The following is a 22,651-nucleotide window of genomic DNA, read 5'->3' as shown; positions in this document are numbered from 1 at the left end:
AACGACGTGAATGTATTAATTATCGGTAAAGGCGGAAGAGAGCATACGCTAGCATGGAAGGTGGCGCAAAGCAGCCTCGTCGAGAACGTATTTGCCGCTCCTGGAAATGACGGCATGGCAGCTTCCGCACAGCTTGTAAACATTGAGGAAAGCGACCACTCCGGGCTTGTCTCGTTTGCAAAAGAAAATCAGGTCGGCCTGACCATTGTCGGCCCTGAGGTTCCTTTAATTGAAGGTCTGGTGGATGAATTCGAAAAAGCGGGTCTGCGCGTGTTCGGCCCGTCAAAAGCCGCGGCGATCATCGAAGGAAGCAAACAGTTCGCTAAGGATTTAATGAAGAAATACGACATACCGACCGCAGAATACGACACGTTTACATCCTTGGAAGAGGCAAAGGCATATGTGCAGGAAAAAGGCGCTCCGATTGTCATAAAAGCAGATGGACTTGCGGCTGGAAAAGGCGTTACAGTTGCTATGACAGAGGAAGAAGCGATCGCATGTCTGCATGATTTTCTTGAGGATGAGAAGTTCGGTGATGCGAGCGCGTCCGTTGTTATTGAAGAATTTCTGTCCGGTGAAGAGTTTTCTCTAATGGCATTCGTCAAAGGAGAAAAGGTGTATCCAATGGTGATTGCCCAGGATCACAAGCGGGCGTTTGACGGAGACAAAGGCCCGAATACGGGCGGAATGGGCGCTTACTCTCCAGTTCCGCAAATTTCGGAAGAAACGATCCGCCATGCTGTAGAAACCATCGTCAAGCCCGCTGCAAAAGCAATGGTGCAAGAAGGCCGTTCCTTCACTGGCGTTTTGTACGCGGGATTGATGCTTACTGAAAACGGCTCGAAGGTCATCGAATTTAATGCCCGTTTCGGCGATCCGGAAACACAGGTCGTGCTTCCGCGCATGGAATCTGATCTGGTACAGGTGCTTCTTGATCTTTTGGATGATAAGGAAGTTGACTTAAGATGGAAGGATACCGCGGCTGTAAGTGTTGTGCTTGCTTCAGAAGGGTACCCGGAAAGCTATGCAAAAGGCACGCCGATCGGCAGCCTTGCAGCGGAAACTGAGCAGGTTGTGGTCTTCCATGCCGGAACGAAAGCAGAAGGTGGAGAGTTCGTTACAAACGGGGGCCGCGTCGCCAATGTGACGGCTTTTGATGAAACGTTTGAAGCGGCGAGAGACCGAGTGTATAAAGCCGTTGATGAGATCATCAAGCCCGGACTCTTTTTCAGAAAAGACATTGGGGCACGCGCTTTAAAGGCTGCTCAAAAATAAAGTGATGAAAACCCGCAGATTGAGCTGCGGGTTTTTTATTATACAAAAGCGGGGTGGTGAGCGGAAGAAGAAAGTACAACCAGCGTGGTCGGTTTTCCGTGCGCCATCGAGGCATCAATAAAATCTTCAAGCGTATGTACTGATTCTGTCACCACTTTTGTTACATAGCTGTACATCCCTGTAATGCGGTGATTTTCTGCCACATCAGGATGCGCTTTTGCAAAGGCGGCGTAGTGCTTGCAGCTTTTCGGCTCCATCAGGATAAAAGCCGTAACATGCTTGTTTAGTTTTTCGTAACAGATATTCGCGCTATAGCCGGTAATCACTCCTTTGTCTTCCAGCTTCCTGACACGTTCCGCCGCGCTTGGCGAGCTGAGGCCGACGAGCTTTCCCAGCTCAACCATCGTTAATCTGCCATTTCGCTGCAAATGCGAGAGAATGTGAAGATCTGTATCGTCCATTTGTCTGGCTCCTTTACATGTTTAAGCGAATTCGTGAAAATTCCTTTTATCATAAGGTAATGCTGTTGATTTAACTTAATTGTAGCATATGGATGCCGTCTTATTTTTCTTATAATAAAGCCATCAACGGGAGAGGAGGCATCATGTTGCCAGAATTGCAGCGTTCGATCACTTGGATACAAGGGACGGCATTAACGATTGGGGCCGTTTTAGGCTGCGGGATATTAATCCTTCCGTCAGTCACTGCTGACGCAGCCGGTCCGGCTTCTTTATTTGTTTGGGTGTTCATGTCTTTCTTATCTTTTCTTCTTGTCGGCACACTGGCCCGGCTTGTGAAAATAGCACCCAGCGCGGGAGGAATCACGGCTTACGTGCAGCTGGCTTTTCAGAAAAAAGCCGGCGCGGTTTTGGGCTGGATCATGTTAGGGTCCGTTCCAATCGGCGTTCCCGTCATCGCTTTGACTGGCGCGCATTACGTCAGTTACGTTACAGAGGCTTCGGATTGGCAGATTACTTTGATTGCATGCTGTATGCTGGCTGTCTCCATTTTGCTTCATATGAGAGGCATTCAACTATCCGCGAACATCAGTACACTCGTCATTTGTGTCATCGTATTTCTGCTTGTCACTTCTGTTGCCGTGTCACTGCCTCACGTTAAAGCAGCAGAATTCGAACCGTTTCTTCCGCATGGTTGGTCTGCCGCGGGATCTGTTTCAGTTATGATTTTTTTCTCTTTTGTAGGCTGGGAAATGATTACCCCATTGGCTGAGGAATTTCATCGTCCTGAAAAAGATGTTCCAATCAGCTTGTTCTTGGGAGCGGCTTGTGTGGCAGGGTTGTATATCATGCTGTCATTTGTGACGGTGGGGACTCATTCATATGGAGAGAATGGAGAAATCGCATCGCTGGCCATGCTCATCTCAAAAGGAGCCGGGGAAAGCGGAGTATATGTAACGGTATGTTTAGCACTGTTTATCACATTCGCCACCATTCATGCCAATATTGCTGGTTTTTCCAGAATGGTGTACGCCTTAGCGAGAGAGGGGCACATTCCTGTATATTTCGGGAAACTCAGTGAGACAAAACATACGCCTATCCGTGTATTAACAGCGCTTGCCGCAGTGTTTGGCTTAGTGCTTGGTTCATATGGCTTGTTTCAAATCGATTTGACAACTCTGTTAAAAGGGCCGAGTGCGGCATTCATCGCATCTTACATATGTACAATGGCGGCAGCGCTGAAGCTGCTGAGCTGGAGAGATTCAAACTGGTGGATGGCGTTCGGGGCGTTTGCGGCGTGCGCAGTGATTTACTCTTTCAGCGGCTGGGCACTCCTTTATCCGGCAGCACTGGCAGCTGCAGGGTACCTCTATATGAAGACAAAGGAATGCCGTGAGAAAAAGCTTGATCACGTTTCGTGAGCAAGCTTTTTTGTTTATCTGTTTTGATGCTCCTGTTCGTTATTGCCGGAAGCGCTGTTTTGAACCATGTAGGTCACAGGGCAGAAGCGCAAAATTCCCGAACCTGCTTTCAAAGCCCCCATAAAGATGTAAAAGAGGTGCATTCTGCACCAAGGCTTTTTTGTAAACTTTGCGCTGGCGGCTGACATAATCGTCAGTCCGCAGGCGATTCTGAAGACGGCATTAACGAGACTGATGTTTGGCTTCATGGAAATCCGCTCCTTTTCACTTAAAAAATTTTTTTAATTGAACCTTCAAAAATTTGTAACGTTTTAACCGTGCGTGATGAGGAAGGATGTGATAACATGAGTCTAATACATGTAAAGGAGAGTATGTGAATGTCCGAACGCACCTTTAACTGGAAAAACAAAGACATCAGGGCACAGGTTGATGTTGTAGACTCAAAGCTGCTTCCAACGCTCCTTTTACGGAATGCTCTCGTCTTAAATCCATATGTAAAACAATGGCTGAAAAAAAACATTTGGATTTATCAGGACCGCATTGTTTATGTGGGTCATGAACTTCCGAATAGAGCCGAAGAAATTCATACGATTGATTGTGAAGGAAAATACATTGTGCCAGGGTATATCGAACCGCACGCACATCCTTTTCAAATATATAATCCCCAAACGCTGGCGGAATATGTGTCTCAATACGGAACAACGACATTTGTGAATGATAACTTATTTTTGCTTTTACAAAGCGGAAAAAAGAAAGCGCTTACCATTTTAAATGAACTCAAAAAGCAGCCTGTTCAATATTTTTGGTGGTCACGCTATGACCTCCAGACCGAGGTTCTGAATGAGGATCACGTTCTTCCGTTTGATGTCAGAAAGCAGTGGATTGAACATCCGGATGTGATTCAAGGCGGAGAAATGACCGGATGGCCTCGTTTGGTAGATGGTGATGATTTAATGCTTCACTGCATGCAAGCTACAAAGAAGCAGAGGAAACGCATTGAAGGGCATTTTCCCGGCGCTTCAGATAAAACGCTTACAAAAATGAAGCTGTTCGGAGCGGATTGTGATCATGAAGCGATGACAGGTGATGAAGTGATGAGAAGGCTGGAACTAGGCTACTATGTTTCTCTTCGGAACTCTTCCATTCGCCCTGATGTAAGAAAAATCTTGCAGGAGCTGCATGAGAAGGGTTTCCGCTATTATGACCATTTCTTTTACACGACAGACGGCGCGACGCCGAATTTCTATAAAGGCGGCATGACAAACGAACTGATCCGCATCGCGTTAGAAGAAGGAGTTCCGGCAATCGATGCCTACAATATGGCATCATTTAATATCGCAAAGTATTACCAAATGGATGATTATTTAGGAGTGGTCGGACCGGGAAGGCTGGCATCGCTAAATATACTTGCAGATCCGTTAAACCCGAATCCCGTGACCGTTCTGTCAAAAGGGACCATCCTTCGTGAAGACGGCTGTGATTTGAAGGCGTTTACAAAGACGGGTTGGAGCAAAGGCGGTCTTGTCCCGCTTGAGCTTTCATATGATATGACGATGGATGATTTGCAGTTTTCCATGCCGATGGGCGTGAAAATGCGGAATGCGGTCATTATGGAGCCGTATATGATTGAGATCGACAATTCGATGGAACAGCTCTCATTTGACCATGATGAAAGTTATTTGACGATGCTTGACAGACATGGGAAATGGCGCGTCAATACGATGATAAAAGGCTTTGCCTCAAGCGTGCAGGGATTTGTGAGCTCCTTTACGACGACAGGCGATATTGTCGCGATCGGAAAAAATAAAGCGGATATGCTGCTCGCTTTCGCCCGCATGAAAGAGATCGGGGGAGGAATCGTCCTTGCGGAAAACGGGAACATTCTGCATGAAATTCCGCTTGCGCTGTGTGGCTGCGCCTCTTCGGAAGCGTATGAAGACGTGCTGGAGAAGGAACAAAAGCTGAGAGATCTTTTGACTGAAAGAGGCTACGAGTATTGTGATCCCGTCTATACGCTGCTCTTTTTGCAAAGTACGCACCTTCCGTATATACGCATTACGCCGAGAGGAATCTTCGACGTCATGAAAAAAACTGTACTCTTTCCATCGATAATGCGTTAAAATATAAAAGAGCGGGGAGCCGACATATGAAAAAATGGATGACAGGTTGCGTGCTGTGTTTCGTGTTTTTTCTGCTGGTATCCTGCCAGCAGAAGGATGCTGTCCCGGATGCTGAAAAGAAGCTGAAAGCTCCTTTGACGGGACTGGAGACTGAACAGAAGGTGACTGAACGCCGGCCTGTTGCTGTTGTGGTGAACAATCACCCGAAGGCGAGGCCGCAATCAGGACTGTCTAAAGCCGACATTGTCATAGAAGCGCTGGCCGAAGGGCAAATTACAAGATTTCTGGCCATTTTCCAAAGCCAGATGCCTGAAACTGTCGGACCTGTGCGAAGCGCGCGGGAATATTTCGTCACTCTCAGCAATGGCTTTGACAGCATATTTGTTCATCACGGCTGGAGTCCCGGCGCCAAAGAGCAGCTGGAATCCGGAGCTGCCGATTATATTAACGGATTGGATTTTGACGGAAGCTTATTTTGGAGAGCTGATTTTAGCAAACCGCCCCACAATTCCTACACGTCTTATGATTACATAAAAAAGGCGGCGGAACAAAAGGGATATGAGCTGAAGCGGGAAACAGATCCGCTGCTGTTTCAAACATCAGAAGCAAAACCTGCAAATGAATCTTACAATGTTCGGGTAGATTATGGAACAAAGAACGTTACAAATCTTGTCGAATACAAATATGATAAAAAAGCTGAAGCTTATACAAGAAGCTCTGATGGTGTCATAACGACAGACCGGGAAACCGGAAAGCCGGTTGCAATGCAAAATATTTTCATTGTTGAAGCCAGCCATCATACTATTGATCAAGATGGAAGGCGGGACATCGACCTGGAATCAGGGGGCAAAGGTCTGTTGTTTCAGCACGGAAACGTTATTGAAACAGACTGGAAACAAGTAAACGGTAGAATTGTGCCGGTAAAAGACGGCAAATGGCTGCCGTTTGTGCCAGGAAAGACTTGGATTAATATCGTGCCTGATCTCGATGCGGCTTCCATTAGTAAAGGAGAAGGTGTGTAACGATGCAAATCGATAAATTACGCGGCAAAGAGCTGGACCAGTTATTCAACTCGATCTTATCGCTGAAAGACCTGGAGGAATGTTACCGGTTCTTCGATGATCTTTGCACAATTAACGAAATTCAATCGCTGGCTCAGCGTCTTGAAGTGGCGCGCATGCTTCGCGAAGGAAACACGTATCATAAGATTGAAACAGAAACAGGTGCTTCCACGGCTACGATTTCCCGTGTGAAACGCTGCTTAAATTACGGAAATGACGCTTATGAAATGGCGCTTGACCGTGTGAAGGAAACTGAAACTGAGTCTTCTTCTAAATGACAGAGAACCGCCCTGCCGTTCGGCATGGGCGGTTTCTTTATGAAACAAATTGGTGGATCAGTTTGTCGATGTCGACGATGCTGCCATCCTCTTTTCGATAGACAACATGCTCCTTGGAAAAGCGGACCGGCGAATTGATGCCCGCTGCGGCTGCAAGGTTAAACAGCCCCTCGCGCAGCGAAATGACGTAATTGCAGACACGATGCTGTTTTTCCTCAACGCTCAGTGCTTTTTGCAGTTTTGGATCTGTTGTCGCCACACCTGCCGGACAAGTGTTGGTGTGGCAGACGAGAGCGCGGATGCAGCCGACTGAAAACATCATGCCCCGTGCAATGTTGACAAAGTCAGCGCCGAGGGCTAAAGCGACCGCGATTTTGTCAGGAGTCAGGAGTTTCCCGGAAGCAAAGATTTTCAGCTGGCCGCGCAAGCCATATTGTCTAAGGAGCGTATCAACAATAGGCAGCGCTGTCATAATCGGTAGGCCGACTGTGTCAGCGAGCTCATAAAAGGAAGCGCCGGTACCGCCTTCGCTCCCGTCGATCGTGATAAAGTCTGGATGCTGTCCGCTTTTCTGCATATGGGAGAAAAGTTCGTGCAATTCGTCAGGATGGCCTGCAACAATTTTGATTCCGACTGGCTTTTGCCCGACATCTCTAAGTTTCTCAATAAAGTCGAGCATTTCGGGAGCGCTTGAAAATTCATAAAAGCGGTTCGGGCTGTCAATCGATTTCCCCGGTTCGACATTCCGAATGTCTGCCACTTCTTCTGATACCTTGGCGCCATCCACATGGCCGCCGCGGGTTTTCGCTCCTTGCGCCAGCTTCAGTTCAAAGGCTTTAATTTGGTCAAGCCTGCTTTTTCTTTTAAACTCCTCCCATGAAAATTCTCCGTTTCTTTTGCGTACGCCAAAAAGCCCCGGTCCGATTTGGCAAATGATATCGGCATTGCCTTTTAAGTGATACTCAGATAATCCTCCTTCACCGGTATTCATCCATGTGCCGCCTGCCTGATGAAGCCCTTTTGAGAGCGCCGTAATCGCCCGTTCTCCAAGGGAACCGTAGCTCATGGCAGACTGGCCGACTAATCCCTTCACATAAAAAGGCTTCTCGCATGTATGCTCACCGATCACCTGCACATCATCAGGGTGGAGAAAATACGGATCAGCCTTAATATGTTCGGTGTGTTCCTTGCGTTTGAATAGATTGTCAGCATCGATTTTATAGATTTGGGTTTCGATTTTAGGCGTTTGGTTTACATGCATTTCTTCTTTTTGTTTCGGAAAAAGAGCGTTACGGATATAAAAACCCGGTTTATCAAAATCTCTTACAGATCCAAAGCCCATCATTCTGCTTTTATATTTGCCCGAGATGACGGTTTGTTCATATTCCTTTCGGGAAAAGGGCTGCTCCTCATTGTCATTGCTGTATAAATACTGCCTGAGCTCCGGCCCGATTTTTTCAAAGATATATCGAAACCTTCCGATGACGGGATAGTTGCGGAGAATCGAATGCTCCTCCTGTTTTTCATCCTTTATGTAGATCCATACAAACAAAACGATGGGGATGGCAATAATCCCGATAATAAATGCGATGAGCGCAATAATGATGGATTCCATCTGTCAGCCTCCCTTTTTATGTATCCATTTCCACAGTTGAACACTTTCCAAACAATAACAAAAGGGAATCTTTTGCCCAGACCTTGAAGCTATTGAAGGCTTTCTGGAGCTCTCTTTTTTATGGAAAAAGAATCAAAATACCTTTTTCAGTGAATAACGAGATTAACGGCTTTTTCCGTTTTTCCGCGCTAGGTGAATTTGTTATAATGTTTAAATGGTAACAAACGAATGGAGGAACGTATGACGTGTACGATGTAACGGAGTGGAAGCATGTCTTTAAACTCGATCCAAATAAAGATTTGCCTGATGAACAGCTGGAGATTCTTTGTGAATCAGGAACGGATGCGGTCATTATCGGAGGAAGCGATGGTGTGACAGAGGACAATGTCCTGCGGATGATGTCTAAGGTGAGACGGTTTTTGGTGCCGTGTGTCCTTGAGGTGTCAGCGATAGAAGCAATCGTTCCCGGCTTTGACTTATATTTTATTCCGAGCGTATTAAACAGCAAAAACACAGACTGGATTGTCGGAATGCACCAGAAAGCCATGAAGGAATACGGAGAACTGATGTCTATGGAAGAAATCGTGGCGGAAGGCTACTGCATCGCTAATCCTGATTGCAAAGCGGCGGCACTGACTGAAGCGGATGCTGATCTGAGTATTGACGATATTGTCGCCTATGCGCGTGTGTCTGAACTGCTGCATCTTCCAATTTTTTATTTGGAATACAGCGGCGTGCTTGGAGACATAGAAGCAGTGAAGAAAACGAAGGCTGTATTGGAAACGTCCACCTTGTTTTACGGCGGCGGCATCAAGGATGCGGAAACGGCAAAGCAGTATGCTGAGCATGCTGACGTGATTGTGGTTGGCAATGCGGTGTATGAAGATTTTGACCGGGCTTTGAAAACAGTAGCGGCTGTGAAAGGCGAGTAGTAAATTGTACGGATTTGGTTTATGATAGAACATATGTTTTGTATAGGCGGGTGAACAAATTTTGAATTATATTAGCAATCAATTATTAAGCGGATTAAACCCCGTTCAGCAGGAAGCTGTCAAAACAACGGACGGGCCTCTCTTGCTGATGGCGGGAGCGGGAAGCGGAAAGACGCGTGTCCTGACACACAGAATCGCTTATTTAATGGCGGAAAAGCATGTGGCGCCGTGGAACATTCTGGCGATCACATTTACAAATAAAGCAGCACGCGAAATGAAAGAACGTGTGGAAAGCATTCTCGGACCGGGCGCGGACGATATCTGGATTTCCACATTCCACAGCATGTGCGTGCGGATCTTGCGCAGAGATATCGACCGGATCGGGATCAACCGCAATTTCTCCATCCTCGATACGGCAGACCAGCTTTCAGTCATCAAGGGGATTTTGAAGGAGCGCAATCTTGATCCGAAGAAGTTTGACCCAAGAAGCATTCTCGGCACAATCAGCAGTGCGAAAAACGAATTGACCGAACCGGAAGAATTCTCTAAAGTTGCAGGCGGCTACTATGATCAGGTCGTCAGCGATGTATACACTGATTATCAGAAGAAACTGCTGAAAAATCAATCGCTTGATTTCGACGACTTGATTATGACGACCATTAAATTGTTTGACCGTGTACCGGAAGTGCTTGAATTTTATCAGCGCAAATTCCAGTACATCCACGTCGATGAGTATCAAGATACGAACAGAGCCCAATACATGCTTGTTAAGCAGCTTGCAGAGCGTTTCCAGAACCTTTGCGTTGTCGGGGACTCTGATCAGTCGATCTACAGATGGCGCGGCGCGGATATCGCCAACATCCTTTCTTTTGAAAAGGATTACCCGAACGCCAGCGTGATTTTGCTTGAACAAAATTACCGTTCAACGAAACGGATCTTGCGTGCGGCTAACGAGGTCATCAAAAACAACTCAAACCGCAAACCGAAAAATTTGTGGACGGAAAACGATGAAGGCATCAAAATTTCTTATTACCGCGGAGATAATGAGTTCGGCGAAGGACAGTTTGTGGCCGGTAAGATTCATCAGCTTCACAGCTCAGGCAAGCGGAAGCTGTCGGATATCGCCATTTTGTACCGGACAAACGCGCAGTCCCGTGTGATTGAGGAAACGCTTCTCAAAGCAGGCTTGAACTATAACATTGTCGGCGGCACAAAGTTCTATGACAGAAAAGAAATTAAAGACATTCTCGCGTACCTGCGCCTCGTATCCAATCCAGATGACGATATCAGTTTCACGCGCATTGTCAATGTGCCGAAACGCGGAGTCGGTGCGACATCACTTGAAAAAATCGCTTCGTATGCGGCGATGAACGGCTTATCATTCTTCCAAGCCATTCAGCAGGTTGATTTTATCGGCGTCAGCGCCAAGGCAGCCAACGCGCTTGACAGCTTCAGGCAGATGATTGAAAACCTGACCAATATGCAGGATTACTTATCCATTACAGAGCTGACAGAAGAAATTCTTGATAAGACGGAATACAGAGAAATGCTGAAGGCTGAGAAATCAATCGAAGCTCAAAGCCGTTTAGAAAACATCGACGAGTTCCTGTCTGTTACGAAAAACTTTGAACAGAAAAGTGAAGATAAGACACTTGTTGCGTTTCTGACAGACTTGGCGCTGATTGCAGATATTGATCAGCTCGACCAGAAAGAGGAAGAGTCAGGCGGCAAGGATGCAATCACCCTGATGACACTGCACGCCGCAAAAGGATTGGAGTTTCCGGTTGTTTTCTTGATGGGGCTTGAAGAAGGCGTCTTCCCGCATAGCCGTTCATTAATGGAGGAAGCGGAAATGGAAGAAGAACGCCGCCTTGCTTACGTTGGGATTACAAGGGCGGAGCAGGAGCTTTATCTGACCAATGCCAAAATGCGCACCTTGTTTGGCCGAACAAATATGAACCCGGAATCTCGCTTTATTGCTGAAATACCGGATGATTTATTGGAAAACCTAAATGAGAAAAAAGAAACGAGAGCGCCGTCTGCGAGAAAAATGCAGCCGAGACGCGGCCCTGTTTCACGTCCGGTATCCTACGCCAGCAAAACAGGCGGCGACACCTTAAACTGGGCAGTGGGAGATAAGGCCGGCCATAAAAAATGGGGAACAGGAACTGTCGTCAGCGTGAAAGGCGAAGGAGAAGGGACGGAGCTCGATATTGCCTTCCCAAGCCCAGTCGGCGTGAAACGCCTGTTAGCAGCATTTGCTCCTATTGAAAAGCAGTAATTGAAGAGGAAAGGAAGAAGCAGATGGACAAAGAAACAGCGAAGCAGCGGGCAGACGAACTGCGCCGCACCATCAACAAGTATAGCTATGAATATTACACCTTAGATGAACCGAGCGTCCCTGATGCCGAATACGACAGATTGATGCAGGAGCTGATTGCGATCGAGGAGGAGCATCCAGACCTCAGAACACCTGACTCTCCTACGCAGCGTGTCGGCGGAGCCGTGCTTGAAGCGTTTCAGAAAGTCACACACGGCACGCCGATGCTCAGTCTGGGCAACGCCTTTAATGCCGATGATCTTCGTGATTTCGACCGCCGGGTGCGCCAGGCCGTCGGCGACGATGTGGCGTATAATGTGGAGCTGAAAATAGACGGTCTTGCTGTTTCTCTCCGTTATGAAGACGGCTATTTTGTCAGAGGAGCCACAAGAGGTGACGGAACGACGGGAGAGGATATTACGGAGAATCTGAAGACGATCCGCAATATTCCGCTCAAAATGAAACGTGATCTGTCGATCGAAGTGCGCGGCGAGGCGTATATGCCGAAGCGTTCGTTTGAAGCGCTCAATGAGGAACGGATCAAAAACGAAGAAGAACCGTTCGCCAATCCGCGAAATGCCGCCGCGGGATCACTCAGACAGCTCGATCCGAAAATTGCAGCGAAACGAAACCTCGATATCTTCGTCTACAGTATAGCGGAGCTTGACGAGATGGGTGTGGAGACGCAAAGCCAGGGGCTTGATTTTCTCGACGAAATCGGATTTAAAACAAACCAGGAACGAAAAAAATGCGACAGCATAGAAGAAGTTATTGCACTGATCGATGAGTTTCAGGCTAAGCGCGCTGACCTCCCGTATGAAATTGACGGCATCGTGATTAAAGTTGATTCTCTTGATCAGCAGGAGGAGCTCGGTTTTACGGCGAAAAGCCCGCGCTGGGCCATCGCCTATAAATTTCCTGCTGAAGAGGTCGTGACAAAGCTTCTCGACATCGAATTAAATGTCGGCAGAACGGGTGTAATTACGCCGACCGCCATTCTTGAGCCGGTAAAAGTTGCCGGCACAACGGTCTCAAGAGCATCCCTTCATAACGAAGATTTAATTAAAGAGAAGGATATTCGGATATTAGATAAGGTCGTCATTAAAAAAGCGGGCGATATCATTCCGGAAGTCGTGAACGTCCTTGTTGAACAGCGCACAGGAGAAGAAAAGGAATTCAGCATGCCGACGGAATGTCCTGAATGCGGGAGCGAACTCGTCCGCATCGAAGGAGAAGTGGCGCTTCGCTGCATTAATCCTGAATGTCCGGCACAAATCCGGGAAGGGCTGATCCATTTCGTTTCCCGCAATGCCATGAACATTGACGGGCTTGGCGAACGAGTTATCACACAGCTGTTTGATGAGAACCTTGTCCGCAATGTGGCGGATTTGTATAAGCTGACGAAGGAACAGGTCATCCAGCTCGAACGCATGGGCGAAAAATCCACTGAAAACCTGATTAGCTCCATCCAAAAATCAAAAGAGAACTCGTTAGAGCGCTTGCTATTCGGACTCGGCATCCGCTTTATCGGTTCAAAGGCCGCAAAGACGCTTGCCATGCATTTTGAAAGCTTGGAGAACCTGAAAAAAGCTTCAAAAGAGGAGCTTCTCGCGATCGATGAAATCGGTGAAAAAATGGCTGATGCGGTCATCACTTATTTTCATAAAGAAGAAATGCTTGATCTCTTGAATGAACTTCAGGAGCTGGGCGTAAACACACTTTACAAAGGCCCGAAAAAAGTAAAAGCAGAGGACAGCGATTCTTACTTTGCCGGTAAAACAATTGTTCTGACAGGAAAGCTGGAAGAACTGTCAAGAAACGATGCCAAAGCGCAAATCGAAGCGCTAGGCGGCAAGCTGACTGGAAGCGTCAGCAAAAACACAGACTTGGTCATCGCCGGAGAAGCGGCGGGAAGCAAGCTCACAAAAGCACAAGAGCTGAACATTGAAGTGTGGAATGAAGAACAGTTAATGGGAGAGCTAAAGAAATAAGAGGAGTGTTTTCTATTGAAAAAGACGTTGGCAATGGCGGCAACGGCGGCAGTGTTAATGCTGTCTGCCTGTTCGTCAGGTTTTGGGGGGGATAAGGAGGAAGAGATCACGCAAAAGACGGCGAAATCGTCAGAAAAAGCGATTGTCCCGAAATATAATATCTCTGACTCCTATTACAAAATGGTGCTGCCGTTTAAGGCAGGAAAAGCGCGCGGCTTAACAACGGAACAGCTGAATACAAGACTGGACATTGATGAGTTTGAAACAGGGCTGATGCGTCTTGCCCAAGATTCTTTCTCGACTGACGATTATCTGTTCCAAGAAGGACAATATTTAGATGAAGATACAGTATTAAGCTGGCTGGCACGGAAAAAAACAGGCTCTGATCTGAAAAAAGCCCAAAAAGAAGATAAAAACTTCAAAAATGAAGGCTTGAACCCAGCGCTTCCGAACTCCGGTTCAACAGAAGAAAAGAACGAAAACAGCCCGGTTTATTTAGCGTCCATGCTGGAGCACGATTATTTAGTCAGAAAAGACAAGAATTCCATCCAGCTTGGCGGCGTGATGATCGGGCTGGCATTAAACTCCGTGTATTACTATCGTGAAAAAACAGGCGACCCTCAAAAAGAAGTGGAGATTAAGGACAGCACGCTTCGCGAGCAGGGAGAAAAAATCGCACAAGAGGTCATTAACCGCCTCCGTAAAAAAGATAACCTGAAGAATGTGCCGATCACAGTCGCGCTCTATAAGCAGGCTTCAAAAACATCGATTGTGCCGGGGAACTTCATCGCCAAAACAGAAGTCAAAGCTGGCTCCACGGATATCTCAAACTGGGATGACATAAACGAAAAATATGTATTTTATCCGGCGGATACAACGACAGCAGAAAAATACCCGGATGACACCGAGGTCTTTAAGCGGTTCAAAAACGCAATTGAAGAATATTTCCCGAACTACACAGGCGTTGTAGGTACAGCGTTATATGAAAATGATGAAATGTCGAAAATGAAGATTGACATTCCAATGCAATTCTACGGAAAAAGTGAAGTTGTCGCGTTTACCCAGTTTTTAACGGGTGAAGTGATGGATTACTACTCCAAGAGCTCAGTTGATGTCGAAGTCAATATCACATCCTCAGACGGACAGGAAGCGGTCATTATCCGCAATGCCGGAGATAAAGAGCCGACTGTTCACATTTATGACTGATAAACAAAGCAGAACCCTTGTGCCAATATGGCGCAAGGGTTTTTTTATGTTACAATTAGCAGGAAAAGGAAAAAAGATGCATTTTCGCTACTGCCGAAACACAAATTAGGGGGAGGTATGTTGATGCTGGAACTCGTGTGAAAACAATCAATATCAAATCAATAGCAAAGAAAGGGAGTTAGACGTGCATAAAGAAATCAAAAACATATTTCATGAAGATCAGGTTTTGGCAGAGGCTGCGATGAAATACGGTTTCTCAAACAGTCAGGTGCGTTTTCTGGCTGATGCGGAAAACTATGTATATGAATTTATGAAAGACAATCAATCTTATATTTTAAAGATCACCCATACAATTCGGAGATCTTCTGATTATATTATGGGAGAAATGGAATGGCTTCGTCACCTTGCGGAAGGCGGGCTATCAGTTGCCAAACCGCTGCCGTCGCTGGGCGGAAAAGACGTTGAAGAAGTGCCGGACGGAAACGGCGGTTCATTTTTACTAAGAGTGTATGAGAAAGCGCCAGGGCAAAAAGTAGATGAATCGGACTGGAATGAAACGCTATTTTATGAGCTTGGCAGATACACAGGCGAGATGCACAGCCTGACAAAAAGCTATAAACTGAGCAATTCTGCTTTTAAAAGGCAGGAATGGGATGAAGAGGAGCAATTAAAGCTGAGAAAGTATGTGCCTGGAGAACAGACAAAAGTGTTTCAGCAAGCCGATTCTCTGATGAATGAACTGCGGCGGCTGCCGAAAAGCCGGGACAGCTACGGTTTGGTGCACGCGGATCTGCATCATGGCAATTTTCATTGGGATCATGGCAAAATCACAGCATTTGATTTTGATGATATCGGCTATAATTGGTTCATTAACGATATCAGCATTCTCCTCTACAATGTGCTGTGGTACCCGGTTGTGCCATATGAAGATAAAGCTGCGTTTACAGAAGAATTTATGACGCATTTCATGAAAGGGTACTGGGAGAAAAATGAACTTGATCCTGCATGGCTGGAAAGGATACCTGATTTCCTCCGCCTCCGCCATATGCTGATTTATGGACTGCTACATCAGATGTTTGACCTTAACGCAATAGGAGAAGAGGAAAAAGAAATGCTCGCCGGCTTCAGAAGAGATATAGAGAATGGCACACCGATCACAGCATTTGATTTTTCCGCACTGATGTAGATAGAAAAAAGCCAATGGGATTCAGTCCCATTGGCTTTTATAATGTATCACACTTTACGCCGACTACGCCTTCAATGTCTTTAATGTCATAGTAGACATCGGTCGTGTACCTGTTTTTATGGACGCGGACTTTCACTTCCATAATCGGAAATTCCTTTTCGCCCAGATCGTCGATCCGGACGGAGTGTGTTTTGATATCTCTTCTTTTCATTTCTTTTAAAATCTCTGTCATTTTGTCTTTATCAGAAAGCGACATTCTGATACGGATGTCTTTTTCCTGAAGGCGGTCTGGACCGATTTTTCTGACCACCCATGGGAGAAATTCCACGCTGATCAGGATGAACAGAAGACTGGCAAACGCTTCTTTATAAAATCCGGCTCCCGTTGCCAGCCCGAGCCCTGCTGCCCCCCAGATCATAGCTGATGTCGTCAGGCCGGAAATGACATCGTTGCTTTTCCGCAAGATGACACCGGCTCCGATAAACCCGACGCCGGAGATGATTTGTGCCGGCAGACGCAGCGGATCCATCATGATGCGGTAGTATTTAGGGAAATGATATGCCGCATTAATACTGACGATCGTCAGCATGCATGAGCTGACGGCGATAACGATACAGGTTTTTAATCCGAGCGGCTTATTTTTTAATTCGCGCTCAAGCCCGATGACCATGCCTATCAAAGTGGCAATGCCCAGTTTTAATAATATATCAGGATCAATATACCAGCTCAACAGCAACTTCCCCCTTCTCTAAGGTGTTTTTAAATAAATATGATTTTCTCACAGTATTTATAGCAAAACAAGAGCACAAAAGCCACCAAGCAGTGCTTGATGGCTTATTGCTTACTTTTTGCGTTTTAACAGCTTTTCCATGACACCGAATAAACGGTAAGAGGCTTTTGCAGGACGTTTTGTGATCAAGCTTCCGATAATACCCGCAATCATACTCAGGAAAAATCCTGGAATCATTTCATAGATGCCTGTAGAGTCAGCTAAACCAGTTGTAATCCAAATTAATACTGTCGCAGCTCCCACAACCATGGCTGAAAGGGCGCCCCATTCAGTCATCCGTTTCCAATACAGGCTCAGTAAAATGGCAGGTCCAAAAGCAGAACCGAATCCGGCCCACGCATAACCAACCAAATCAAGAATCGTGCTGCTTGGATTCAAGGACATGAGAATCGCAATGACCGCGATAATCAATACTGACAGCCGGCCGGTCATGACCAATTCTTTATCTGATGCTTCACGTCTGAAAAATGTCCGGTATAAATCTTCTGTCATTGCGCTCGCTGTTACCAGAAGCTGAGAAGAGATCGAACTCATAATCGCTGCTAAAATAGCAGACAGCAAAAATCCCGTAATTAATGGATGGAACAATATTTTAGAAAAAATAATGAAAATCGTTTCAGGATCACTTACAGCAACTCCGAATTTATGTGCGTAAGCCACACCGACTAAACCCGTTACGGTTGAACCAAGAATGGAGATAATCATCCAGCTCATACCGATTCTGCGCGCAGGTTTTAAATCCTTGATATGCTTAATCGCCATAAAACGGACGATGATATGAGGCTGGCCATAGTAGCCTAAGCCCCAGGCCAAATAAGAAATAATGCTAATGACGCTCGCGCCTTTAAAAATATCCAATAGCTTTGGGTCTACAGCTGTAATCTCATGTAAAGCAGGAGAAACGCCGCCCAGCTGGGTAAAAGCAACGATCGGCACAAGCACTAGTGCTGCAAACATGATCGCACCCTGTACAAAGTCAGTCAGACTGACAGCAAGGAAACCGCCAAACAGTGTATATAACACGACAACGCCTGCAGTCAGCAGGAGTCCAAGTGTATAATCGGCTCCAAAAGCAGATTCAAATAATCTTCCGCCTGATACCATACCTGAAGAAGTATACAGTGTGAAAAAGATCATAATGATTAAAGCTGATACAATTTTCAGCACTGACGAAGAATGCTGGAATCGTTTATCAAAGAAATCGGGAATCGTAATCGCGTCATCCGCCGCTTCCGTATACGCTCTAAGACGCGGAGCCAAAAGAAGATAGTTCGAATACGCGCCGATTGTCAAACCGAGTGCAAGCCATAGTGTCGACAAGCCTGTCGCAAACATTGCTCCTGGAATTCCCATCAGCATCCATCCGCTCATATCCGCCGCTCCGGCAGACAAAGCTGTGACAAACGGTCCGAGACCTCTTCCTCCAAGCATGTAATCGTTGATATCAGTTGTTTTCTTAAACGAGTACCAGCCGATTAACAGCATGGCAGTAAAATAAATTCCTAACGATATAATAATTTCAATACTCACATTTTACCCTCTCTTCATTTCTAATAATGTTGCATCACCTCTCAAATTGATGGTGCCAGTTAAGCAGCCTGGCGCAAGTGCAAACCCTAAAGTCATTCATTTGCAGGTGCACTTGTTAACTTAACCTAACAAAGTATTCCCGGCCATTCAAGCGATGAAACCTGGATCACCAGCTGAAAATACTATTGCAAACCTAGAAGGGAATAAAGAATGAAGCGTTTTCAAAAAATAATAAAAGTAAAAATATTCAGAAAAATATTTCGTTTCTCCTTTGCCTCTTTTTAGTATAAAATATATAGGGTATTGTCTCGAAAACACAGGCCTGTCCCAAGGTGTTTTGTTGCTTTAGAGGGCTTGTTTTTGATATGATCAGTATTATATGACTTAACGGAGAAATATGTGGAGGTGGATCATATGTCACGAATTTCAATAGAAGAAGTAAAGCACGTTGCGCACCTTGCAAGACTTGCGATTACTGAAGAAGAAGCAAAAATGTTCACTGAACAGCTTGACAGCATCATTTCATTTGCCGAGGAGCTTAATGAGGTCAACACAGACAATGTGGAGCCTACAACTCACGTGCTGAAAATGAAAAATGTCATGAGAGAAGATGAAGCGGGTAAAGGTCTTCCGGTTGAGGACGTTATGAAAAATGCGCCTGACCATAAAGACGGCTATATTCGTGTGCCATCAATTTTGGACTAAAGGAGGGACACAAGAATGTCATTATTTGATCATAAAATCACAGAATTAAAACAGCTCATACATAAAAAAGAGATTAAGATTTCTGATCTGGTTGACGAATCTTATAAACGCATCCAAGCGGTTGATGATAAGGTACAAGCCTTTTTGGCATTAGATGAAGAAAGAGCGCGCGCGTACGCGAAGGAGCTTGACGAGGCGGTTGACGGCCGTTCTGAGCACGGTCTTCTTTTTGGTATGCCGATCGGCGTAAAAGATAATATCGTAACAAAAGGGCTGCGCACAACATGCTCCAGCAAAATTCTCGAAAACTTCGATCCGATCTACGATGCTACTGTTGTTCAGCGCCTTCAAGACGCTGAAGCGGTCACAATCGGAAAATTGAACATGGACGAATTCGCCATGGGGTCATCTACCGAAAACTCAGCTTACAAGCTGACGAAAAACCCTTGGAACTTAGATACAGTTCCCGGCGGTTCAAGCGGCGGTTCAGCGGCTGCGGTTGCTGCGGGAGAAGTTCCGTTTTCTCTTGGATCTGACACAGGAGGTTCCATCCGTCAGCCTGCATCTTTCTGCGGCGTAGTCGGATTAAAGCCTACATACGGACGTGTATCCCGTTACGGGCTCGTCGCATTTGCGTCTTCATTAGACCAAATCGGGCCGATTACTCGTACGGTTGAGGACAACGCATTCTTGCTTCAAGCGATTTCCGGCGTAGATAAAATGGACTCCACGAGTGCAAATGTGGACGTGCCTGATTTTCTTTCTTCATTAACTGGCGATATCAAAGGACTGAAAATCGCCGTTCCGAAAGAATACCTTGGTGAAGGTGTCGGCAAAGAAGCGAGAGAATCTGTACTTGCCGCGTTGAAAGTTCTTGAAGGCCTCGGCGCTACATGGGAAGAAGTGTCTCTTCCGCACAGCAAATACGCGCTTGCGACATATTACCTGCTGTCATCTTCTGAAGCGTCAGCCAACCTTGCACGCTTTGACGGCATCCGCTACGGCTACCGTACAGACAACGCGGACAACCTGATCGACCTTTACAAGCAAACGCGCGCTGAAGGTTTCGGAAATGAAGTCAAACGCCGCATCATGCTCGGAACGTTCGCTTTAAGCTCAGGCTACTACGATGCGTACTACAAAAAAGCGCAAAAAGTGCGTACCTTGATTAAGAAAGACTTCGAAGACGTATTTGAGAAATATGATGTTATTGTCGGACCGACGACACCGACACCAGCATTTAAAATCGGTGAAAATACGAAAGATCCGCTTACAATGTACGCAAACGATATCTTAACGATTCCGGTCAACCTTGCCGGCGTACCGGGAATCAGTGTGCCATGCGGATTAGCAGACGGACTTCCGCTCGGCCTGCAAATCATCGGAAAACACTTTGATGAAAGCACTGTATACCGTGTTGCTCATGCTTTTGAACAAGCGACAGACCATCATAAAGCAAAACCTGAACTGTAAGGGGTGAAAAAAATTGAACTTTGAAACGGTAATTGGACTTGAAGTCCACGTCGAGTTAAAAACAAAATCAAAAATTTTCTCAAGCTCTCCAACGCCATTCGGCGCGGAGGCGAATACGCAGACAAGCGTCATTGACCTCGGATACCCGGGCGTCCTGCCTGTTCTGAACAAAGAAGCCGTTGAATTCGCAATGAAAGCCGCTATGGCACTCAACTGTGAGATCGCAACGGATACGAAGTTTGACCGCAAAAACTATTTCTATCCGGACAACCCGAAAGCGTATCAGATTTCTCAATTTGATAAGCCAATCGGCGAAAACGGCTGGATCGAAATTGAAGTCGGCGGAAAAACAAAACGCATCGGCATCACACGCCTTCACCTTGAAGAAGATGCCGGAAAACTGACGCATACAGGCGATGGCTATTCTCTTGTTGACTTCAACCGCCAGGGAACGCCGCTTGTTGAGATCGTATCAGAGCCGGATATCCGCACGCCGGAAGAAGCGTACGCGTATCTTGAAAAGCTGAAGTCCATCATCCAATATACTGGCGTTTCTGACTGTAAAATGGAAGAAGGCTCACTTCGCTGTGATGCCAATATCTCTCTTCGTCCGATCGGCCAAGAGGAATTCGGCACAAAAACAGAATTGAAAAACTTGAACTCCTTTGCGTTTGTTCAAAAAGGTCTTGAACACGAAGAAAAACGCCAGGAGCAGGTTCTTCTCTCCGGCGGCGTCATCCAGCAGGAAACACGCCGTTACGACGAAGCAACGAAGAAAACCATTCTCATGCGTGTCAAAGAGGGATCTGACGACTATCGTTACTTCCCAGAGCCAGACCTTGTCGAGCTCTACATTGATGACGAATGGAAGGAACGCGTAAAAGCAAGTATTCCTGAGCTTCCAGATGAGCGCCGCAAGCGTTATATCGAAGAGCTTGGATTGCCTGCATATGACGCGATGGTTCTGACGCTGACAAAAGAAATGGCTGATTTCTTCGAAGAAACCGTTCAAAAAGGCGCTGAAGCCAAACAAGCGTCCAACTGGCTGATGGGTGAAGTGTCAGCTTATCTGAATGCTGAGCAAAAAGAGCTTGCTGACGTTGCGCTGACACCTGAAGGCCTTGCCGGCATGATCAAATTGATTGAAAAAGGAACCATTTCTTCTAAGATCGCGAAGAAAGTGTTTAAGGAATTGATTGAAAAAGGCGGCGACGCTGAGAAGATTGTGAAAGAGAAAGGCCTCGTTCAGATTTCTGACGAAGGCGTGCTTCTGAAGCTTGTCACAGAGGCGCTTGACAACAATCCTCAATCAATCGAAGACTTTAAAAACGGGAAAGACCGTGCGATCGGATTCCTTGTTGGACAGATTATGAAAGCGTCCAAAGGACAAGCCAACCCGCCGATGGTTAACAAAATCCTGCTTGAAGAAATTAAAAAACGCTAATAAAAAAAGCAGCCCCCAGAGGCTGCTTTTTTTATGGTCAAATCGAGATGAAAACAGAGATCAGAGTCCGAAGCTTTTCAATTTCTTTGTCGGTGGTTCCGGTTAAATTGGACAGCATGCCTTTAATAATCGGCTTGCGCGGTTTATCCTGAGACAGTTCTTCCTCGATGACCTCCAGCGATACAGTGATATCCTCGGGAAGCGTGCTGTTTTCTTTCACTTTCTGAATGTCCTCAAGGAGCTGGTCTTTCCCCGCCGGCATCGGTCTGAAAATGTCTTTTGGCACAATTGGATTGAGGGTTGAACGGCTCAGTCCCTGTACGAGGTCATCCAGTCTCTCGATGATAAAGGCTGAGATTTCTTCTGCATCGATATTGAGCTCTCCGTTAAATACCATCACATTCATATAGGAATGCACAATGCCTCTTGCCATGATGGAGAGGTCCGCTACGTACCGCTCGATTCCTTCGCCATAAGACGTCAGCAAGGCGTTCCGGTACAGTTTATCCGTTTCCGCGGTTATGTTGTAAAAGTATTGCTTGATTTCTTGATTCTCCGGAATGATATTTTCATTAAGCAAAAGAACGATAAAATCTTTATGATCGCGAAAATCCTCAAACTGAGCGCCAATTTGTTTTTTTAGCACTTCCTTAGGCGGTTTTCCGGCGAGATCCTCTTCTATATTTTTCATTTTTTTCATAGACATACCGATGTAATATTCACAGGCAGATAACAGCAGCGCTTCTTTCGATTTAAAGTGCAAATAAAAAGCGCCCTTCGAGATACCGCATTCACTGGCGATTTCCTGGATCGTCGTAGCTGCAAATCCTTTTTTCGCAAATAAAT

18 protein-coding genes and 1 pseudogene are annotated in these 22,651 nt (G+C 46.1%); 13 read left to right on the top strand and 6 right to left on the bottom strand.

Annotated elements, in window-relative coordinates; all coding sequences use genetic code 11:
- Positions 1 to 6 precede the first annotated feature (6 nt).
- Positions 7 to 1,275, top strand: a complete 1,269-nt coding sequence (purD, locus tag RAC86_RS11030) for a phosphoribosylamine--glycine ligase (RefSeq protein ID WP_072565874.1) — start codon at positions 7 to 9, stop codon at positions 1,273 to 1,275.
- A 38-nt stretch (positions 1,276 to 1,313) separates the two neighbouring features.
- On the opposite strand, the gene RAC86_RS11025 is transcribed toward purD, so the two are convergent.
- A complete protein-coding gene (locus tag RAC86_RS11025) occupies positions 1,314 to 1,736 on the bottom strand; it encodes an Lrp/AsnC family transcriptional regulator (protein WP_014112924.1) in 423 nt (140 codons plus the stop codon).
- Positions 1,737 to 1,879: 143 nt separating this feature from the next.
- Between RAC86_RS11025 and RAC86_RS11020 the strand changes: the two genes are divergently transcribed.
- Positions 1,880 to 3,154 (top strand): APC family permease, encoded by a 1,275-nt coding sequence (locus tag RAC86_RS11020; RefSeq protein WP_072565875.1) that lies wholly within the window; start codon positions 1,880 to 1,882, stop codon positions 3,152 to 3,154.
- A 14-nt stretch (positions 3,155 to 3,168) separates the two neighbouring features.
- Here the strand turns inward: RAC86_RS11020 and RAC86_RS11015 are convergent, their stop codons facing one another.
- Complete coding sequence (locus RAC86_RS11015; RefSeq protein WP_014112926.1) at positions 3,169 to 3,402, bottom strand: YgaP family membrane protein; 234 nt, start codon at positions 3,400 to 3,402, stop codon at positions 3,169 to 3,171.
- A 129-nt stretch (positions 3,403 to 3,531) separates the two neighbouring features.
- Between RAC86_RS11015 and RAC86_RS11010 the strand changes: the two genes are divergently transcribed.
- From RAC86_RS11010 to RAC86_RS11000, 3 genes are read left to right on the top strand one after another with little or no spacing between them, the layout of a single operon-like run.
- Positions 3,532 to 5,274, top strand: coding sequence for an adenine deaminase (locus tag RAC86_RS11010; protein WP_072565876.1), 1,743 nt, complete (start codon positions 3,532 to 3,534; stop codon positions 5,272 to 5,274).
- A gap of 26 nt (positions 5,275 to 5,300) precedes the next feature.
- Positions 5,301 to 6,296: a DUF3048 domain-containing protein gene (locus RAC86_RS11005; protein WP_014112928.1), complete on the top strand. Its 996-nt coding sequence runs from the start codon at positions 5,301 to 5,303 to the stop codon at positions 6,294 to 6,296.
- 2 nt (positions 6,297 to 6,298) lie between these two features.
- The gene (locus RAC86_RS11000) at positions 6,299 to 6,613 is read left to right on the top strand and encodes a YerC/YecD family TrpR-related protein (protein ID WP_003219429.1); all 315 of its coding nucleotides are present in this window, start codon (positions 6,299 to 6,301) and stop codon (positions 6,611 to 6,613) included.
- Between the two features lie 37 nt (positions 6,614 to 6,650).
- On the opposite strand, the gene RAC86_RS10995 is transcribed toward RAC86_RS11000, so the two are convergent.
- On the bottom strand, positions 6,651 to 8,228 hold the full coding sequence (locus RAC86_RS10995; protein WP_072565877.1) for an FMN-binding glutamate synthase family protein: 1,578 nt from the start codon (positions 8,226 to 8,228) through the stop codon (positions 6,651 to 6,653).
- A gap of 245 nt (positions 8,229 to 8,473) precedes the next feature.
- On the opposite strand from RAC86_RS10995, the gene pcrB reads away from it, so the two are divergent.
- The 5 genes from pcrB to RAC86_RS10970 all read left to right on the top strand — a co-directional run bounded on the left by pcrB (position 8,474) and on the right by RAC86_RS10970 (position 15,863).
- Complete coding sequence (pcrB, locus tag RAC86_RS10990) at positions 8,474 to 9,160, top strand: heptaprenylglyceryl phosphate synthase (RefSeq protein ID WP_072565878.1); 687 nt, start codon at positions 8,474 to 8,476, stop codon at positions 9,158 to 9,160.
- 61 nt (positions 9,161 to 9,221) lie between these two features.
- Positions 9,222 to 11,441 carry a DNA helicase PcrA gene (gene pcrA, locus RAC86_RS10985; RefSeq protein WP_014112932.1) on the top strand — a complete coding sequence of 740 codons (2,220 nt, stop codon included), beginning with the start codon at positions 9,222 to 9,224 and terminating at the stop codon, positions 11,439 to 11,441.
- 23 nt (positions 11,442 to 11,464) lie between these two features.
- A complete protein-coding gene (gene ligA, locus RAC86_RS10980) occupies positions 11,465 to 13,471 on the top strand; it encodes an NAD-dependent DNA ligase LigA (protein WP_061186140.1) in 2,007 nt (668 codons plus the stop codon).
- A gap of 15 nt (positions 13,472 to 13,486) precedes the next feature.
- Positions 13,487 to 14,677, top strand: a complete 1,191-nt coding sequence (locus RAC86_RS10975; RefSeq protein WP_014112934.1) for a CamS family sex pheromone protein — start codon at positions 13,487 to 13,489, stop codon at positions 14,675 to 14,677.
- Positions 14,678 to 14,861: 184 nt separating this feature from the next.
- On the top strand, positions 14,862 to 15,863 hold the full coding sequence (locus tag RAC86_RS10970; RefSeq protein WP_014112935.1) for a phosphotransferase enzyme family protein: 1,002 nt from the start codon (positions 14,862 to 14,864) through the stop codon (positions 15,861 to 15,863).
- A 37-nt stretch (positions 15,864 to 15,900) separates the two neighbouring features.
- On the opposite strand, the gene RAC86_RS10965 is transcribed toward RAC86_RS10970, so the two are convergent.
- Together RAC86_RS10965 and putP are read right to left on the bottom strand one after the other, a co-directional pair.
- The gene (locus RAC86_RS10965; RefSeq protein ID WP_072181537.1) at positions 15,901 to 16,599 is read right to left on the bottom strand and encodes an MgtC/SapB family protein; all 699 of its coding nucleotides are present in this window, start codon (positions 16,597 to 16,599) and stop codon (positions 15,901 to 15,903) included.
- Between the two features lie 105 nt (positions 16,600 to 16,704).
- Entirely contained in the window at positions 16,705 to 18,183 is a 1,479-nt protein-coding gene (gene putP / locus RAC86_RS10960) for a sodium/proline symporter PutP (protein ID WP_014112937.1), read from the bottom strand.
- 414 nt (positions 18,184 to 18,597) lie between these two features.
- Between putP and gatC the strand changes: the two genes are divergently transcribed.
- Genes gatC through gatB form a run of 3 tightly spaced genes read left to right on the top strand, consistent with a single transcriptional unit; the run spans position 18,598 to position 21,805 of the window.
- The gene (gene gatC / locus RAC86_RS10955) at positions 18,598 to 18,888 is read left to right on the top strand and encodes an Asp-tRNA(Asn)/Glu-tRNA(Gln) amidotransferase subunit GatC (RefSeq protein WP_003219442.1); all 291 of its coding nucleotides are present in this window, start codon (positions 18,598 to 18,600) and stop codon (positions 18,886 to 18,888) included.
- Between the two features lie 15 nt (positions 18,889 to 18,903).
- Entirely contained in the window at positions 18,904 to 20,361 is a 1,458-nt protein-coding gene (gene gatA / locus RAC86_RS10950; protein WP_003242878.1) for an Asp-tRNA(Asn)/Glu-tRNA(Gln) amidotransferase subunit GatA, read from the top strand.
- 13 nt (positions 20,362 to 20,374) lie between these two features.
- Positions 20,375 to 21,805: an Asp-tRNA(Asn)/Glu-tRNA(Gln) amidotransferase subunit GatB gene (gene gatB / locus RAC86_RS10945; RefSeq protein WP_003219444.1), complete on the top strand. Its 1,431-nt coding sequence runs from the start codon at positions 20,375 to 20,377 to the stop codon at positions 21,803 to 21,805.
- 18 nt (positions 21,806 to 21,823) lie between these two features.
- Here the strand turns inward: gatB and RAC86_RS10940 are convergent.
- Positions 21,824 to 22,651, bottom strand: a pseudogene (locus tag RAC86_RS10940) (TetR/AcrR family transcriptional regulator); the annotation flags it as partial.

Source organism: Bacillus sp. LR_5 (genome assembly GCF_042709275.1).
The sequence above is the reverse complement of the archived record's forward strand: the minus strand, read 5'-3'. Positions and strand labels throughout refer to the sequence as shown.

What these genes read in the sequence shown, in the direction of transcription:
- RAC86_RS11025 (WP_014112924.1), bottom strand. Translation starts at nt 1,736, where the DNA reads ATGGACGATACAGATCTTCACATTCTCTCGCATTTGCAGCGAAATGGC.
- RAC86_RS11020 (WP_072565875.1), top strand. Translation starts at nt 1,880, where the DNA reads ATGTTGCCAGAATTGCAGCGTTCGATCACTTGGATACAAGGGACGGCA.
- RAC86_RS11015 (WP_014112926.1), bottom strand. Translation starts at nt 3,402, where the DNA reads ATGAAGCCAAACATCAGTCTCGTTAATGCCGTCTTCAGAATCGCCTGC.
- RAC86_RS11010 (WP_072565876.1), top strand. Translation starts at nt 3,532, where the DNA reads ATGTCCGAACGCACCTTTAACTGGAAAAACAAAGACATCAGGGCACAG.
- RAC86_RS11005 (WP_014112928.1), top strand. Translation starts at nt 5,301, where the DNA reads ATGAAAAAATGGATGACAGGTTGCGTGCTGTGTTTCGTGTTTTTTCTG.
- RAC86_RS11000 (WP_003219429.1), top strand. Translation starts at nt 6,299, where the DNA reads ATGCAAATCGATAAATTACGCGGCAAAGAGCTGGACCAGTTATTCAAC.
- RAC86_RS10995 (WP_072565877.1), bottom strand. Translation starts at nt 8,228, where the DNA reads ATGGAATCCATCATTATTGCGCTCATCGCATTTATTATCGGGATTATT.
- ligA (WP_061186140.1), top strand. Translation starts at nt 11,465, where the DNA reads ATGGACAAAGAAACAGCGAAGCAGCGGGCAGACGAACTGCGCCGCACC.
- gatC (WP_003219442.1), top strand. Translation starts at nt 18,598, where the DNA reads ATGTCACGAATTTCAATAGAAGAAGTAAAGCACGTTGCGCACCTTGCA.
- gatA (WP_003242878.1), top strand. Translation starts at nt 18,904, where the DNA reads ATGTCATTATTTGATCATAAAATCACAGAATTAAAACAGCTCATACAT.